The organism is Alistipes senegalensis JC50, from assembly GCF_025145645.1.
GTDB classification, from domain to species: domain Bacteria; phylum Bacteroidota; class Bacteroidia; order Bacteroidales; family Rikenellaceae; genus Alistipes; species Alistipes senegalensis.
On the sequence record NZ_CP102252.1, the window covers coordinates 1,479,564 to 1,494,541 of the forward strand.

Below are 14,978 nucleotides of genomic sequence, written 5' to 3' on the forward strand. Positions count from 1 at the left end.
GAAAGCCCCCGCCGAGGCGGGGGTTTGGGGGTGGGTCAGATTTGCGAACGCGGCTGCAAGCCGCGACAACGACCGACCGGAACGAGACCCGGACAGAAAAACAAATTGAAACGACCGTATTATTATGGATAAATTTACCTGCGTACAAGACATAGGCGACCTGCGTCAGGCCGTCGCCGAAGCGGAGGAGATCAAGCGCGACCGCTTCCAGTTCACGGGGCTGGGGCGCAACAAAACGCTGCTGATGCTCTTCTTCAATTCGAGCCTCCGCACGCGGCTCTCGACCCAGAAGGCCGCCATGAACCTCGGGATGAACGTCATGGTCCTCGATGTCAACCAGGGGGCCTGGAAGCTCGAAACCGAACGGGGCGTGGTGATGGACGGCGACAAGGCCGAACACCTGCTGGAGGCGATTCCCGTGATGGGGTCCTACTGCGACGTGATCGGCGTGCGCTCGTTCGCGCGCTTCGCGGACAAGGCCGAGGATTACGAAGAACGCGTGCTGGAGCAGTTCATCCGCTACTCGGGACGCCCGGTCTTCTCGATGGAGGCCGCGACGCGCCATCCGCTGCAAAGTTTCGCCGACCTCATCACCATCGAGGAGTACAAGACCGTGGAGCGCCCGAAGGTCGTGATGACCTGGGCCCCGCACCCCAACGCCCTGCCGCAGGCCGTGCCCAACTCGTTCGCCGAGTGGATGAACGCTGCGGACTACGATTTCGTCATCACCCACCCCGAGGGGTACGAGCTCGACCCGAAATTCGTCGGCACGGCCCGGGTGGAATACGACCAGCGCAAGGCCCTCGAAGGCGCCGACTTCGTCTATGCGAAGAACTGGGCCGCCTATGCGGACCCCAACTACGGCAAGGTGCTGTCGCGCGACCGCGCATGGACGGTGGACACCGAGAAGATGGCGCTCACGAACAACGCATACTTCATGCACTGCCTGCCCGTCCGGCGCAACATGATCGTCACGGACGAGGTGATCGAATCGCCCCGTTCGCTGGTGATTCCCGAGGCCGCGAACCGCGAAATATCGGCCCAGGTGGTGCTCAAACGACTGTTGGAGGGGCTGAAATGATGGAACGGATCACGGTCGTAAAGATCGGCGGCAACGTCATCGACAACCCCGCAGCGCTGAAACGCTTTCTGAAAGAGTTCGCCGCGCTGGAAGGTCCGAAAATCCTGATCCACGGCGGCGGGAAGCTGGCCACGCGGCTGGCCGAGCGGCTGGAGCTGAAAGTGCAGATGGTTGACGGGCGCCGCATCACCGACAAAGGAACGCTGGATGTGGTGACGATGGTCTACGCGGGGCTTATCAACAAGCAGGTCGTCGCAGGGCTTCAGGCCGCGGGATGCAACGCCCTCGGACTGTCGGGGGCCGACGGAAACGCCGTCACGGCCCGCCGCCGCAATCCGCATCCGGTGGACTACGGATTCGTGGGCGACATCGAGCGGGTGGATTCGGAACTGCTGCGCCGGCTGCTGGAAGGGGGCATCACGCCCGTCTTCTCGGCCATCATGCACGACGGGAAAGGGACGCTGCTTAACTGCAACGCCGACAGCGTGGCTTCGGCCGTGGCGCTGGGAGCGGCGCAGATCGTCCCGACGGACTTGGTATTCTGCTTCGAGAAAGCCGGAGTCCTGCGCGACCCGGAGGACGACACGACGCTGATCCGCGAAATCACGGCAGCGACGTACGCCCCGCTCAAGGAGGACGGAACGGTGAGCAAGGGGATGATCCCCAAGATCGAAAACGCCCTGAAAGCCATCGAGAAAGGCGTGCGGAGCGTCACGATCAAACATTCGGACAATTTACTGAACGATACGGGAACGGTGATCCGGAATTCGTAATTCAAAATTCACAATTCAGAATTGGATAAAGCTGTCACAGATGCCGTCGAGCTGCTGAAAAGGCTGATCGCAACGCCCTCGCTCTCGCGCGACGAAGCACGCACCGCGGAGCTGATCGCGGGATACCTCGCGGAGCACGGCGCCGTGCCCGAACGGCTTGCGAACAACGTCTGGGTGCGTTCGGAGGGATTCGATCCGGCGCGTCCGACGCTGCTTCTGAACTCGCACCACGACACGGTGCGTCCGGCGGCTTCGTACACCCGCGATCCGTTCGTGCCGACGGTCGAGGGCGACCGCCTCTACGGCCTCGGAAGCAACGACGCGGGAGCTTCGGCGGTATGTCTGATACAGACGTTCCTGACCTTCCGGAAGAGGGAGCTGCCTTTCAACCTCGTGCTGGCCGTCTCGGCCGAGGAGGAGTGCATGGGCGAGCACGGCATGCGGGCCCTGCTGCCCGCGCTGGGCAGGATCGACATGGCGCTGGTCGGCGAACCGACCGGCATGCAGGCCGCCGCAGGAGAACGGGGGCTGGTGGTGCTGGACTGCACGGCGCACGGCAAAAGCGGCCATGCGGCCCGCGGCGAGGGGGTCAACGCCCTCTACATCGCGCTGGAAGACATCGCGCGGCTGCGTTCGTTCCGCTTCGAGCGGGAATCGGAGCTGCTGGGTCCGGTCGGAATCGCGGTGACGCAGATCGAGGCCGGGACGCAACACAATGTGGTGCCCGACACCTGCCGCTTCGTCGCGGACATCCGCACGACGGACGCCTACACCAACGAGGAGACGGTCGAAATCCTGCGGGCGGCCATCCGGTCGGACGCCGTGCCCCGTTCGACGCGCATCCGGGCCTCGGCGCTCGGAGCGGAACATCCGCTGATGCGGGCGGCCCGGGCCGCAGGGCGCACTTCTTACGTGTCGCCCACGACATCGGACATGGCGCTGATGCCCTTTCCGTCGCTCAAAATGGGCCCCGGACAGTCGTCGCGCTCGCACACGGCGGACGAATTCGTGCTTCTGACGGAGATCGCGGAGGGAATCGCCGTCTACGAAAACTACATCGAAAAATTAGCTTTGGAATATGGCAAAACTTTGGGATAAGGGGTTCGAACCCGACAAGATGATCGAGGAATACACCGTGGGCGACGACCGCGAACTGGACATGCGGCTGGCGCGCTACGACGTAGAAGGGTCGCTGGCCCATATCGCCATGCTGGAGAAGATCGGCCTGCTGACCGCCGAAGAGCTCTCGACGCTGACGGCGGGGCTCCGGGAGATCGCCGCGGAGATCGAAGCCGGACGCTTCGAGATCGAACCCGGCACGGAGGACGTGCATTCGCAGGTCGAACTGATGCTCACCCGCCGGCTGGGCGACGCGGGCAAGAAGATCCATTCGGGCCGTTCGCGCAACGATCAGGTGCTGGTGGACCTCAAACTGTTCCTGCGCGACGAGCTGCGGCAGACGGCCGACGCCGTGAAGGTAGTCTTCGACCGGCTGCAAGAGCTCAGCGAACGCTACAAAGCGGTGCTGATGCCGGGCTACACCCACCTGCAAATCGCCATGCCCTCGTCGTTCGGACTGTGGTTCGGGGCCTATGCCGAGACGCTCATCGACGACATGCGCCTGTTGGCCGCGGCGTGGCACATCGCCAATCAGAACCCGCTGGGATCGGCCGCCGGATACGGCTCGTCGTTCCCGCTCGACCGCACGATGACCACCCGCCTGCTGGGATTCGAGGCCCTGCACTACAACGTCGTGGCGGCGCAGATGAGCCGCGGCAAGAGCGAACGCGCCGCAGCGGCCGCCATCGCCGCCGTAGCCGCGACGATCGGCCGGCTGGCGATGGACGCCTGCCTGTTCATGAGCCAGAACTTCGGCTTCATCTCGCTGCCCGACGAGCTGACCACCGGGTCGAGCATCATGCCCCACAAGAAGAATCCCGACGTTTTCGAGATTATGCGCGGACGCTGCAACCGCCTGCAATCGGTGCCCAACGAAATCGCGCTGCTGACGACCAACCTCCCGGTGGGCTACCACCGCGATCTGCAACTGATGAAGGACATCCTCTTCCCGGCGACGACCGAGATCAAACGGACGCTCCGGATGTGCGACTTCATGCTGGCGCACCTGCGCGTCAACGAGCACATCCTCGACGACCGGAAATACGACTACCTCTTCACGGTGGAGGATGTCAACCGGCTGGTGTTGCAGGGCACGCCCTTCCGCGAAGCCTACAAGGAGGTGGGCATGGCCGTGCAAAAGGGCGCATACACCCCCACCCGCGAGGTGCACCACACCCACGAAGGCAGCATCGGCAACCTCTGCACCGCCGAAATCCGGCAGAAGATGGAACGCGTGCTGGAAGAATTCGTCTGAAACCAATCCAAACGGACCATGTTATGACACGTCTGAATTGCATCGCATGGCTGCTGCTGAGCATCTGCGCGGCGGCCGTCGCTCCGGCATCGGGGCAGACGAAGGTGAAGACCTCCGTCGAAAAGGTCACCCTCTTCATCGACGGGGCGCAGGTGACGCGCACCAAGCAGATCGACCTGCCGGCCGGCAACTCGACGCTCGTATTCACGGGGCTCTCGCCCTACCTCGACGACAAGAGCATGCAGGTCGCCGCCAAGGGGCGATTCACCGTGACGGCCGTCAACCGACTCTTCAACCATACGGACAGCCTCGAACGCTCGGCCCGGCAAAAGGCGTTGGAGCAGGAACTCGCCCGAATCCGGCTCGAACAGCAGCAGCAGAAAGCCGCACGCGAGGTGATCGACGCGGAAACCGATCTGCTGAAGGTCAACTGTTCGGTGGGCAACCGCAATGCGGCGACGCCGCTGGCGGCCATCAAGGAGCTCAACGAATATTACGCCTCCCGGATGCAGGAGCTCAAACGCCGGACGCTCGAACTGGACGGGCGGACGAAAGTGCTGGGCGAACGCGAACGGCAGGTGCTCGCCGACCTGGCCCAGCTGGGCGGCAGACAGTCGGCGCCGATGAGCGAGGTGGAGGTGCGGATCGAGGCTCCGGCGGCCTGCAAGGGAGCCTTCACGCTAACCTACTACGTCCGCAACGCCGGGTGGTTCCCCTCCTACGACATCCGCTCGGGCGGATTGTCGGAGCCCGTGGAGATCTCCTACAAGGCCAATATTTTCCAGAACACCCGGGAGGAGTGGAAGAACGTCGGGCTGACGCTCTCTTCGTCGAACCCCACGACGGGAAACATCGCCCCGCAGCTGAAAACCTGGTGGCTCGACTACGGAACGACGCCGCCCCGCTACGCCTCCGACCTGACGGGCAACACCGTGTCGGGAACGGTATTCGACGAACAGCGCGAACCGCTCATAGGCGCCAGCGTCCTCGTCCCGGGCACCACCGTCGGGACTTCGACCGACGCGCAGGGGCGTTATTCGGTCACCGTGCCCGACGGAGCTTCGAGCCTGCAATTCAACTACATCGGCTACAAGTCCCAGACCCGCGCCATCGCGGGCAGCACGATGAACGTCGTGATGCAGGAGGATAACGCACGGTTGGACGAAGTTGTCGTCACGGCATACGGAAGCGCACCATCCGCGGCTCTCAGCGGCAAGGCAGCAGGAGTGCGGGTGCGCGGCAAAGCAGCCCCGGCGATGGAAGCGGAGTTCATAGAGCTCGCCGAAGAGAGCGAAGCGATGGAGGTGGAGCAGACCCAGACTCAGCTGGGCTACGAATTCGAGATCAGACAGCCCTACACCATCCCCTCCGACGGCAAGAGCGTGGCGGCCGAGATCGGACGCTACCGGCTCCCGGCGACATACACCTACCGATCGACGCCGAAGATCGACAAGGACGCCTTCCTCGTGGCGGAGGCCACCGACTGGGCGAAACTCAACCTGCTGGAGGGCGAAGCCAACGTCTATTTCGAAAACACGTTCGTGGGCAAGAGCATCCTCAGCCCCCGGGAAGCCGGCGACACGCTCCGCTTCTCGATGGGCCGCGACCGGGGCATCCGCATCGAACGCACGAAGGAGAGCGACTACTCGGCGCGCCGGGCCATCGGATCGAACCAGACTCAGAGCATGGGATGGAAACTCGCCGTCCGCAACACCCGCACGGAGCCCGTGACGCTGATACTCACGGACCAGCTGCCCGTGTCGCGCAACAGCTCGATCACTGTCGCTGAAGAGGAGCTGAGCGGCGGAACGCCGGACAAAAACACCGGAACGGTCACCTGGCGGCTGGAGCTGAAACCCGGCGAACAGCGCGAACTGCGGCTGCGCTATGCGGTGAAATACCCCAAGGGCCGGAGCCTGACGATCGAATGACCCGGAGAGAGGGAAACGAAAAGGGAGGACTGCACAGTCCTCCCTTTTTTCGAAGCCGCGATTCGCTTATTTGATGCGCTCGTAATACTCGCGGGTGCGGGTGTCAACGCGGATCTTGTCGCCCGTGTTGATGAACAGCGGCACGCGGATCGTGGCGCCGTCCTTAGCCGTCGCGGAATTCACCGTCGCGGGTTTCAGCGAGTTGGTCGAAGCCGTGTCGCCCTTGATGCCCGGCTCGGTGTAGATCACCTCCATATCGACGATCGGAGGAAGCTCGGCCGAAAGAACGGCCTCCTTCTCGGTGTGGAACATCACCTCGACGATCTGTCCGTCGGTGATCAGGTCGTAGTTGTTGATCAGGTTCCGGTCGATGTTGATCTCCTCGAAGGTTTCGGTGTGCATGAAATGAGCGCCCAGGTCGTCCTCGTAGGTGAACTGATAGGGACGGCGCTCGACGCGCACCTGCTCGATCTTCTGGCTCACCGACGAAAAGGTGTTTTCCAGCACGCGGCCGTTTTCCAGGTTTTTGAGTTTCGAACGGACGAAGGCAGGGCCCTTGCCCGGTTTGCAGTGCTGGAAATCGACCACAAGGAACGTCTTGCCGTCCATTTCGATACACATGCCGATCTTGATGTCAGCTGCTGTAATTGTCATAGGAAATATGGTTTATAATTGTTCATTTTCATGCACCATTTCTCGCCTCGGCAATTCGTGCAAGCCCGATTGCACCCGGCTTATCGAAATCGTTGCTTTTCCGCGGCGCGAAGTTACGAAAAAAATCCGGAAATTCCTATTCCCGGGGCCACGGCCCGACGCAAACGCCCGCAGAACGCGTTCAAAGCTCTATCGCCTTGCATTTGAGGCCCATCTGCCGGATCTTCTCCAGCGTGCGGGGCAGCGCGTAGCGCATGTTGCGGAAAGCCTTTTCGCTGTCGTGGAACACCACGATGGCGCCCGGCGCGAGGTACTTCGTGACGTTCTTCAAACAGGTGCGGGGCGAAAGGCGGCGGTTGTAGTCGCGCGAGATGATGTCCCACATCACCAGCTTGTAGCGCTGGCCCAGAAAACGCGCCTGCGCCGGCGTGATGCGCGCATAGGGCGGGCGGAACAGCTCGCTGTGGATCAGGTCGTTGGCGAAATCCACATCTTCCGTATAGCGTTCGAGGCTCATGCCCCAGCCCTTCTGGTGCGAGTAGGTGTGGTTGCCCACCTTGTGCCCGGCGTCGAGGATGCGTTTGTAGAGGTCGGGGTACATCTCGACGTTCTTGCCCAGCACGAAGAAGGTAGCTTTGGCACCGTACTTGTCCAGCGTGGAGAGTATCCACTCGGTGACGCCCGGCGTGGGGCCGTCGTCGAAGGTGAGGAACACCCCGTCTTCGTCGTCGATCTCCCAGATCAGGTCCGGCATCAGGCGCCGGATTATTTTCGGTGGTTTGAAACGCATGCCGGCGCAAAAATAGTGAAAATCCGGGCCATTTGGAAAAAATATATCTATATTTGTAGTAGATTCAATTTCAGACCGCAGCATGAAAACTATCCTCCGTATCGCATTGGTTGCCGCCGTCATCGTCTCGGTGACGGGCTGCGACGCCTTCAAGACCCTGAACAAATCGAAAAAAAGCGCGCAGGGAAAGCCCTACGAGCTGATCGTGGTATGCCCCCAGGCCGAGTGGACGGGCGAGGTCGGAGATTCGCTGCGCGCGATCTTCACGGCCCCGGTGCCCTACCTGAACCAGACCGAACCGCTCTTCGACGTGCTGCGCGTCACCGAACGCGGTTTCACGGGCATGGTTGCCGACCACCGCAACATCCTCAAAGTGCTCGTCGATCCCTCGCTGCAAGCGGCCTCGACGGCCGTGCAATACGATGTCACCGCCGACCCGCAGATCGTGCTGACGCTTCAGGGACCCGACGACAAGGCCGTGGTGGATTACCTCTCGCAGCACCGCGGGGAACTCGTCCACGTCCTCGAACAGGCCGAGCGCGACCGCGCCGTCAAGGCCAACGAAACCTACAACAACCCCGGCATCGAAGCGGCCGTCCGCAAGACGTTCGGCGTCGAAATGCGCGTTCCGAAGGGATACCTGCTGGCCGCCGAGAAGGAGAACTTCGTCTGGGCCCGCAACGAATACCCCACCGCCAGCCAGGGATTCTTCGTCTACTCCTACCCCTACGAAGGTCCGGAATCGCTCTCGGCCGAGGCCCTGACCGCTGCGCGCAACAAGTTCGCGGCGCTGATTCCCGGTCCGTCGGAGGGCTCCTACATGACCACTTCGGACGCTTTCGAACCCGGCTACCGCATGTTCCGCCTCGAAGGACGCCTGTGGTGCGAGCTGCGCGGGTTCTGGGACGTGCACGGCGACTTCATGGGCGGTCCGTTCGTGAGCTACTCGACCGTGGACACGGCCACCAACCGCGTCTTCACGCTCGACTGCTACGTCTACGCCCCCGACCTGAACAAGCCCCGCAAACGCAACTACATGCGCGGCGTCGAACACCTGCTCTACTCGGTGCGCTTCCCCAAGCAGGCGGAGTGATCCGGGAGTCCGCGGCGCACGCGCCGCATGAAACGAAGAAACCGAAAATATGCAGCAGATCCTGACATATACGTTCCTCGTTTTCTATACGGTCACGATCCTCAGCATCGTCCTGGTCATCATCACCGACAACCGGAATCCGCTGAAGACCCTGCCGTGGATCATCGTACTCGTATTCGCCCCCGTCGTGGGGCTGGTGTTCTATTTCTTCTTCGGGCAGAACCTCTCCAAACGGCGCATCATCTCCCGCCGCACGCGCAGACGCATCACCATGCAGCTCGAAGAGGCCCGTGACACCGGGCGGCCCGAAATTCCGGAGGAGCACCGCCGGCTGGCCGCGCTGCTGTACAGCACGACCCACTCCGTCGCGCTCTACGGCAGCCGCATCACCCCCTACACCGACGGCCGCTCGAAGATGGAAGCCCTGCTGGCGGAGATCGCCCGGGCGAAACACCACATCCACATCCAATACTACATCTTCTGCGACGATGAAACGGGACGCCGCCTGCGCGACGCGCTGGTGGAGAAGGTCCGGCAGGGGGTCGAGGTGCGCATCCTCTACGACGACGTGGGGTGCAGCGGCGTGAAAAAGGACTTTTTCGAGGGGATGCGCCGCGAAGGAATCGAGGTGTTCTCGTTCCTGCACGTCAAGTTCCCGCTCTTCACCAGCAAGGTCAACTACCGCAACCACCGCAAGATCGCCGTCATCGACGGCCGCGTGGGATTCATCGGCGGCATGAACGTCGCCGACCGCTATGTCCGCGGCACGGGGTGGGGTTCGTGGCGCGACACCCATTTCCGGATCGAGGGCAGCGGCGCGGCGGGACTCCAGGTGTCGTTCCTGAGCGACTGGTCGGCGACCACCAAACAGCACATAACGGGCGCGGCCTATTTCCCCCAGTCGGAACGCCATGCGGAGAACATCCTCCAAATCGTTCCCAGCGGCCCCTTCGGCCAATGGCGGGCGCTGTTGCAGGCCGACAGCTATGCCGTTTCGAACGCCCGGCGGCGAATCTGGATACAAACCCCCTACTACCTCCCCTCGGACGTGCTGAACACGGCGCTGCAAGTGGCGGCGCTGGCCGGTGTGGACGTACGGCTGATGCTCCCGGCCCGCTCCGACTCGAAGATCGTGGACCTGGCGTCGCACTCCTACCTCGACGACATGATGAAAGCCGGCGTGAAGATTCTCTTCTACAAACCCGGATTCCTGCACTCCAAACTGCTGATTATCGACGACACGCTGACCGTGATCGGCTCGGCGAACATGGATTTCCGCAGCTTCGAACACAACTTCGAGATCAACGCCTTCGTCTACGACACGGAATTCACGGCCCGGATGGACGCCGTGTTCCGCGACGACGCCACGCGCTGCCACGCCCTGACACCCGGAGAATGGTTCAACCGTCCGCGGCCGCGCCGCTGGGCGGAGTCGCTCATGCGGGTCTTCTCCCCGCTGCTGTAACCCGCCTGAGAGGCGGGGTTTTGATTGTCACGGTGCAGTTCGTGAGTTTCGTGAAACGGGCAGGAGCATACCGAAGCATGCGGCTGTCCCGGCCCCGCAAGAGATGTGCAAAAAATGCCCGTAAGAATCGAAACCTAAATATCGACGATGCCGTTGCGGATGGCGTAGACCACCAGCGAAGCGGTATTCTTGCAGCCGGTCTTTTCGAGGATATTGGCGCGGTGCTTGTCCACCGTGCGCTTCGAGATGAAGAGTTCGTCGGCGATCTCCTGATTCGACAGCCCCCGGCAGACCGCCACCAGAATCTCGCGTTCACGCGACGAGAGCTGTTCGTCGGCGGCATCCTCGCGCGTGCGCATGCGCCCCGTCAGCGAAGTCAGCAACTGCGGCGAAAAGTAACTGCCGCCGCCCGTCACCGTCTCGATGGCGTCGATCACGTCGCCGATGTCGGAATCCTTCAGCAGGAACCCCCGGGCCCCGGCCTCGACCATCCGCGAATAGTAACTCTCCTCGCCGAACATCGAAAGGGTGATGATCCGCAGGTCGGGACGCCGCGCCAGCGCCCGTTCGGTCGTCTGCGCGCCGTCGAGCCCCGGCATGGAGAAATCCATGAATACGATGTCGGCGTCGATGTCGTCCAGCATGGCCAGAAACTCCTCGCCGCTGGCAGCCTCGCCCACCACGCGGCACTCCGCACAGCGTTCGAGCAGTCCCCGCAGTCCGTTGCGGAACAGCGAGTGGTCGTCTACGAGTATGATTCGGCGTTCCATGTTACCGGCGGCGGCGTTTGCGGTGTTTGGCAGGCGCGGGGTCCTGCTGCGTATTGACGCGGATGGCGGCGCGCATGCCCTTGCCCTTGGACGAGGAGATGTCGAAGGTCCCGCCCAGCGAATTGATGCGCGAAGCGATGTTCGAAAGCCCCATGCCGCAGTCCATCATCGCCTGCGGATTGAATCCCCGGCCGTTGTCCGTGTAGTCGAGCGTCAGCTCGGAACCGTTCTGCGCCAGCGAGAGGTTGACGGCCGTGCAGGCGGCGTGTTTGAGCGAATTGTTGATCAGCTCGCAGATCACGCGGTAGAGAATGACCTCGATGTCGGTGTCGTAACGCTCCGAACGCAGGTTGGTCGTGAAGCGGATCTTCACGTCGTGCATCGCCACGCTCTTGTCGATGAAGTTCTGCACGCCGCGCGCCAGTCCGAAATCATTGAGCACGTGCGGCGAAAGATTGTTCGAGATTTCGCGCAGCGAGCGGATCGCCTCGTCGATCACATAGGTCGTGTTGTCGATGATTTCGCGCTGGTCGGCGTCGTGCTCCTCGCGCGAAAGGGCCGTGAGCGACATCCGGGCCGACGAAAGCAGCGGCCCGAGGCCGTCGTGGAGCTCCTTCGAGAAACGCGACCGGGCCTTCTCCTCGGTGCGGAGCACGGCCGTCAGGATGCGCTTGTTGAGCAGCGACCGCTGGCGGTTGAGCCGGTCGATGTATTTGAAGAGTTTGTGGGCGTACATCACGCCGATCGACAGGCAGATCGAGATCACGATGCCCAGGTAGCCGAACCACCAGCGCGGAATGACCTCGAACCCGGAGGCGAGGAGCAACTGCACGAGGCGTTCGACCGAGAGCAGCGAGAAACCTACGATGAAAAGAATCCACACCGAATTGTACTTGGTGGTGCGCACCAGCCGCAGGGCGTAGCCCGTGGCGACGCATTGGATGACGATGGCGATGACGAGCAGGATCTTGATCAACATAGGCGGCTATTTTTCACAAAAATAATGAAAAATTAAGAATTATAAATTAAAAATGCTCCGGTGACCGGATGTCCCGACGAACTTTTCGAAAAAAGACCGCTTCGGTCACTTCAAGACATTCCGGAGGCCCGACAATTGCCGGTAATCGGTCAGGTCCGTCTGCACGGGGACCACCGCCACGTAGTTGTTCGCCAGGGCCCATTCGTCGGTGTCCTCGGCGCCGGGCTCGCCGTTGACGAATTCGCCCGTGAGCCAGAAATACTCGCGGCCCCGGGGGTCTTCGTGGCGATAGAACTCCTCGCGCCAGAAGCCGCGGTTCTGGCGGCAGAGTTTTATCCCCTTTATCGTCTCGGGGCGTCCGACCGGGACATTCACATTGAGGCACAGCGGCAATTCGATCTTCGCGGCGAGGATGTCGCCGACGATCCGTTTGCCATAGGCCGCCGCCGCGTCGAAATCGGCGTCGCCGCGGTGGTCGTCGAGCGACAGCCCGACCGAAGGGCAGCCGTAGAAACTGCCCTCGATGGCCGCACCCATCGTTCCGGAATAGAGCACGTTGACGGCCGAGTTGGAGCCGTGGTTGATGCCCGAGATCACCAGATCGACGCGCTCGTCGCGCAGCAGGTAGTCGAAGGCCATCTTCACGCAATCGACCGGAGTTCCCGAAAAGGCGTATATTTCGAGCCCCTCCTCCTCGCGGACGCGCCGCAGGTAGAGGGGATTGTACATCGTGATCGCCTGGCTCATGCCGCTCTGCGTCGTCTCGGGAGCCACGACCACCACACGGCCGAAGCTCCGGGCCACCTCGACGGCGGCGGCCAGGCCCTTGGAATCGTAGCCGTCGTCGTTGGTGACAAGTATCAGTCTTTCGTTCATCTTTTTCAAATCGTTTCCCTGCAAAGATACAAAAAAGCCGGGCGGATTCAAAACCAGATTGCGTGCGGTCCGGTAAAGCCTCCCGACAAACAAAAGGATCGTTACGACACCGAAGATACGAATAATCCCGCGCTTTTTTCATGCAATAGTTGCACCGTTCCGAAAATTCTTCCTATATTTGCACTCCCTATCGGGCGTATATCGACCTCTTTCATTGGGCGGTACGGCGGATGCGGGCGCGGCCGGAGACGGACGCGGCTCCCGCGGGATTACGGGCAAAGGGCCCGTATGGTAGCCGGAACGCAGCGGGAACGTCGAATGCGAAACACAAAAATTCGTTGCAACAATGAACAAAGACGCAATCATCAAGCTCGTCAACGAGCAGATGTGGCCGAAGACGGACGCCGACGTGCCGTCGTTCAAGGCCGGTGACACGATCACCGTCTCCTACAAGATCGTCGAGGGTAACAAGGAGCGTATCCAGAGTTTCCGCGGCGTAGTGATCCAGATCAAGGGCTCGGGCAAGACCAAGATGTTCACCATCCGCAAGATTTCGGGCGGCGTGGGTGTCGAGCGCATCTTCCCCCTCTACTCGCCCCACATCGAGAAGATCGAGGTCAACAAGGTCGGTGTCGTACGCCGTGCACGTATCTACTACCTGCGCGACCTGACCGGCAAGAAGGCCCGCATCAAGGAGAAGCGTGTCGCCCGCACGGACAAATAGTCCGCAGCGGTTGCAGAAAAACAGGACGGCCCGTAGAGGACCGTCCTGTTTTTTGCACCGGCATGAAAAAATCCGGCCCGGAGGGATCTCCTCCGGGCCGGACGAAGCCGGGCAAGACGCCCGCTGAAAATTATTCCGTTACGGGGATGTCCTTGTTGACGTTCTTCGAGCCCACGAGTGCGTAGTAGAGCAGGTAGGCCAGAGCGATCACGATCACCCAGTAGCTGGTCAGATAGCCCATGCCGCCGTCGGTAACGTCAACGATCGCATTCTGGAGCAGGGGCAGGATACCGCCGCCGCAAACCAGCGCCATGAAGATACCCGAAGCCTTCTCGGTGTATTTGCCCAGCCCTTCGACGGCGAGGTTGAAGATGCCGCCCCACATGACCGAAGTGCAGAGACCGATCAGCACCAGCAGCGCCGCGTTGACGGGAACGTTCACCAGTCCGAAGCCTGCGGAACCGTTGAAGACGGGCAGGTTGACAGCCACCTCGGGGGCGAACATCGCACCCAGCGTAAGCAACAGACCTACGGAGGAAACGACCGTCAGCATACTCTTGGCGGACACCTTGCTGCCGATGGCGGCGCCCAGCAGACGGCCGATCAGCATCAGGAACCAATAGGTCGCGGCAACCGATCCGGCGACGGCCTCGGCATTCACGCCGCTGCCCAGCACGTTCAGGTCGGGATTCTGCAACCACTTCTGCAACACGTTGGGGATACCCACCTCGATACCTACGTACACGAAGATGGCGATTGCGCCCAGCATGAAGTGACGGAACGACAGCGGGCCGTATTTCGAAGCCTCGGCCGTCTTCACGCCGGCCTCCTTGTTGGTCTCCGGAATCTTCGTCAGGCTGATCACGATGAACGCGAACGCGAAGATGGCCAGCGCGGCGTACATCAGCGGGAACACGTTGCTGATCTGCGCGTTCTTGATGCCCTCCGGAATCAGCAGGCCCGTCAGGATGATCACGGCCGTACCGCACAGCGAGTTGAACGAACCGCCGGCCTGGATCAGCTGGTTGCCCTTGTTGCCGCCGCCGCCGAGCTTGTTCAGCATGGGGTTGACGACCGTGTTGAGCAGACACATGGAGAAACCTGCGATGAATGCGCCCAGCAGGTAGACGCCGAAGCTCTGGGCGCTGCCGGACAGCGTCTGGATGCCGACACCGATGAAACCGACGGCGATGGCGACCAACGCGGTCTTCTTGTAGCCGTACTTCTGAAGCATGTTGCCGGCGGGATAACCCATGATGGCATAGGCGATGAAGTTGGCGAATACGCCCAGCGTACCCATCCAGTTCGGGACGTTGAACTGATACTTCAGAATGTCACCCATCGGCGAAGCCAGATTCGTCACGAACGAAATCATACCGAAGAGGAAGATCATCACGACGATCGGCAAAACATAGTTTTGTTTTTTTGTCTCCATTTTTATCAATTTAGGTTAATAAGTTTCATCGTA

Annotated in this window: 14 protein-coding genes; 8 read left to right on the forward strand and 6 right to left on the reverse strand. The window is 61.6% G+C overall.

Features of this window, described 5'->3' with window-relative positions; all coding sequences use genetic code 11:
- The first annotated feature begins 124 nt into the window (after positions 1-124).
- From NQ519_RS05835 to NQ519_RS05855, 5 genes are read left to right on the forward strand one after another with little or no spacing between them, the layout of a single operon-like run.
- A complete protein-coding gene (locus tag NQ519_RS05835; protein ID WP_019152104.1) occupies positions 125-1,081 on the forward strand; it encodes a Rossmann-fold NAD(P)-binding domain-containing protein in 957 nt (318 codons plus the stop codon).
- The gene (argB, locus tag NQ519_RS05840; protein WP_019152103.1) at positions 1,081-1,854 is read left to right on the forward strand and encodes an acetylglutamate kinase; all 774 of its coding nucleotides are present in this window, start codon (positions 1,081-1,083) and stop codon (positions 1,852-1,854) included. Before NQ519_RS05835 ends, argB begins: the two co-directional genes overlap by 1 nt.
- Before the next feature lie 21 nt (positions 1,855-1,875).
- On the forward strand, positions 1,876-2,952 hold the full coding sequence (locus tag NQ519_RS05845) for a M20 family metallo-hydrolase (RefSeq protein WP_019152102.1): 1,077 nt from the start codon (positions 1,876-1,878) through the stop codon (positions 2,950-2,952).
- Positions 2,933-4,228 (forward strand): argininosuccinate lyase, encoded by a 1,296-nt coding sequence (argH, locus tag NQ519_RS05850; protein ID WP_019152101.1) that lies wholly within the window; start codon positions 2,933-2,935, stop codon positions 4,226-4,228. The genes NQ519_RS05845 and argH overlap by 20 nt, the downstream gene beginning before the upstream one ends.
- 23 nt (positions 4,229-4,251) lie before the next feature.
- The gene (locus NQ519_RS05855; RefSeq protein WP_019152100.1) at positions 4,252-6,159 is read left to right on the forward strand and encodes a DUF4139 domain-containing protein; all 1,908 of its coding nucleotides are present in this window, start codon (positions 4,252-4,254) and stop codon (positions 6,157-6,159) included.
- A gap of 66 nt (positions 6,160-6,225) precedes the next feature.
- On the opposite strand, the gene efp is transcribed toward NQ519_RS05855, so the two are convergent.
- A complete protein-coding gene (gene efp / locus NQ519_RS05860; protein ID WP_019152099.1) occupies positions 6,226-6,813 on the reverse strand; it encodes an elongation factor P in 588 nt (195 codons plus the stop codon).
- Between the two features lie 181 nt (positions 6,814-6,994).
- Positions 6,995-7,567, reverse strand: a complete 573-nt coding sequence (locus NQ519_RS05865; protein ID WP_044118858.1) for a polysaccharide deacetylase family protein — start codon at positions 7,565-7,567, stop codon at positions 6,995-6,997.
- Positions 7,568-7,685: 118 nt separating this feature from the next.
- Between NQ519_RS05865 and NQ519_RS05870 the strand changes: the two genes are divergently transcribed.
- Both NQ519_RS05870 and cls read left to right on the forward strand, forming a co-directional pair.
- Positions 7,686-8,696, forward strand: a complete 1,011-nt coding sequence (locus tag NQ519_RS05870) for a DUF4837 family protein (RefSeq protein WP_019152097.1) — start codon at positions 7,686-7,688, stop codon at positions 8,694-8,696.
- Between the two features lie 49 nt (positions 8,697-8,745).
- Positions 8,746-10,161 carry a cardiolipin synthase gene (gene cls, locus NQ519_RS05875; RefSeq protein WP_019152096.1) on the forward strand — a complete coding sequence of 472 codons (1,416 nt, stop codon included), beginning with the start codon at positions 8,746-8,748 and terminating at the stop codon, positions 10,159-10,161.
- Positions 10,162-10,295: 134 nt separating this feature from the next.
- Here cls and NQ519_RS05880 read toward each other — a convergent pair whose 3' ends face one another.
- From NQ519_RS05880 to surE, 3 genes are all read right to left on the reverse strand, one after another.
- Positions 10,296-10,931 (reverse strand): response regulator, encoded by a 636-nt coding sequence (locus NQ519_RS05880; RefSeq protein WP_019152095.1) that lies wholly within the window; start codon positions 10,929-10,931, stop codon positions 10,296-10,298.
- Between the two features lies 1 nt (position 10,932).
- Positions 10,933-11,910: a sensor histidine kinase gene (locus NQ519_RS05885; protein WP_019152094.1), complete on the reverse strand. Its 978-nt coding sequence runs from the start codon at positions 11,908-11,910 to the stop codon at positions 10,933-10,935.
- Between the two features lie 105 nt (positions 11,911-12,015).
- Positions 12,016-12,786 carry a 5'/3'-nucleotidase SurE gene (gene surE, locus NQ519_RS05890; protein WP_044118857.1) on the reverse strand — a complete coding sequence of 257 codons (771 nt, stop codon included), beginning with the start codon at positions 12,784-12,786 and terminating at the stop codon, positions 12,016-12,018.
- Between the two features lie 346 nt (positions 12,787-13,132).
- On the opposite strand from surE, the gene rplS reads away from it, so the two are divergent.
- Complete coding sequence (rplS, locus tag NQ519_RS05895) at positions 13,133-13,510, forward strand: 50S ribosomal protein L19 (protein WP_019152092.1); 378 nt, start codon at positions 13,133-13,135, stop codon at positions 13,508-13,510.
- Positions 13,511-13,640: 130 nt separating this feature from the next.
- On the opposite strand, the gene NQ519_RS05900 is transcribed toward rplS, so the two are convergent.
- A complete protein-coding gene (locus NQ519_RS05900; RefSeq protein ID WP_019152091.1) occupies positions 13,641-14,945 on the reverse strand; it encodes an MFS transporter in 1,305 nt (434 codons plus the stop codon).
- Positions 14,946-14,978 lie beyond the last annotated feature (33 nt).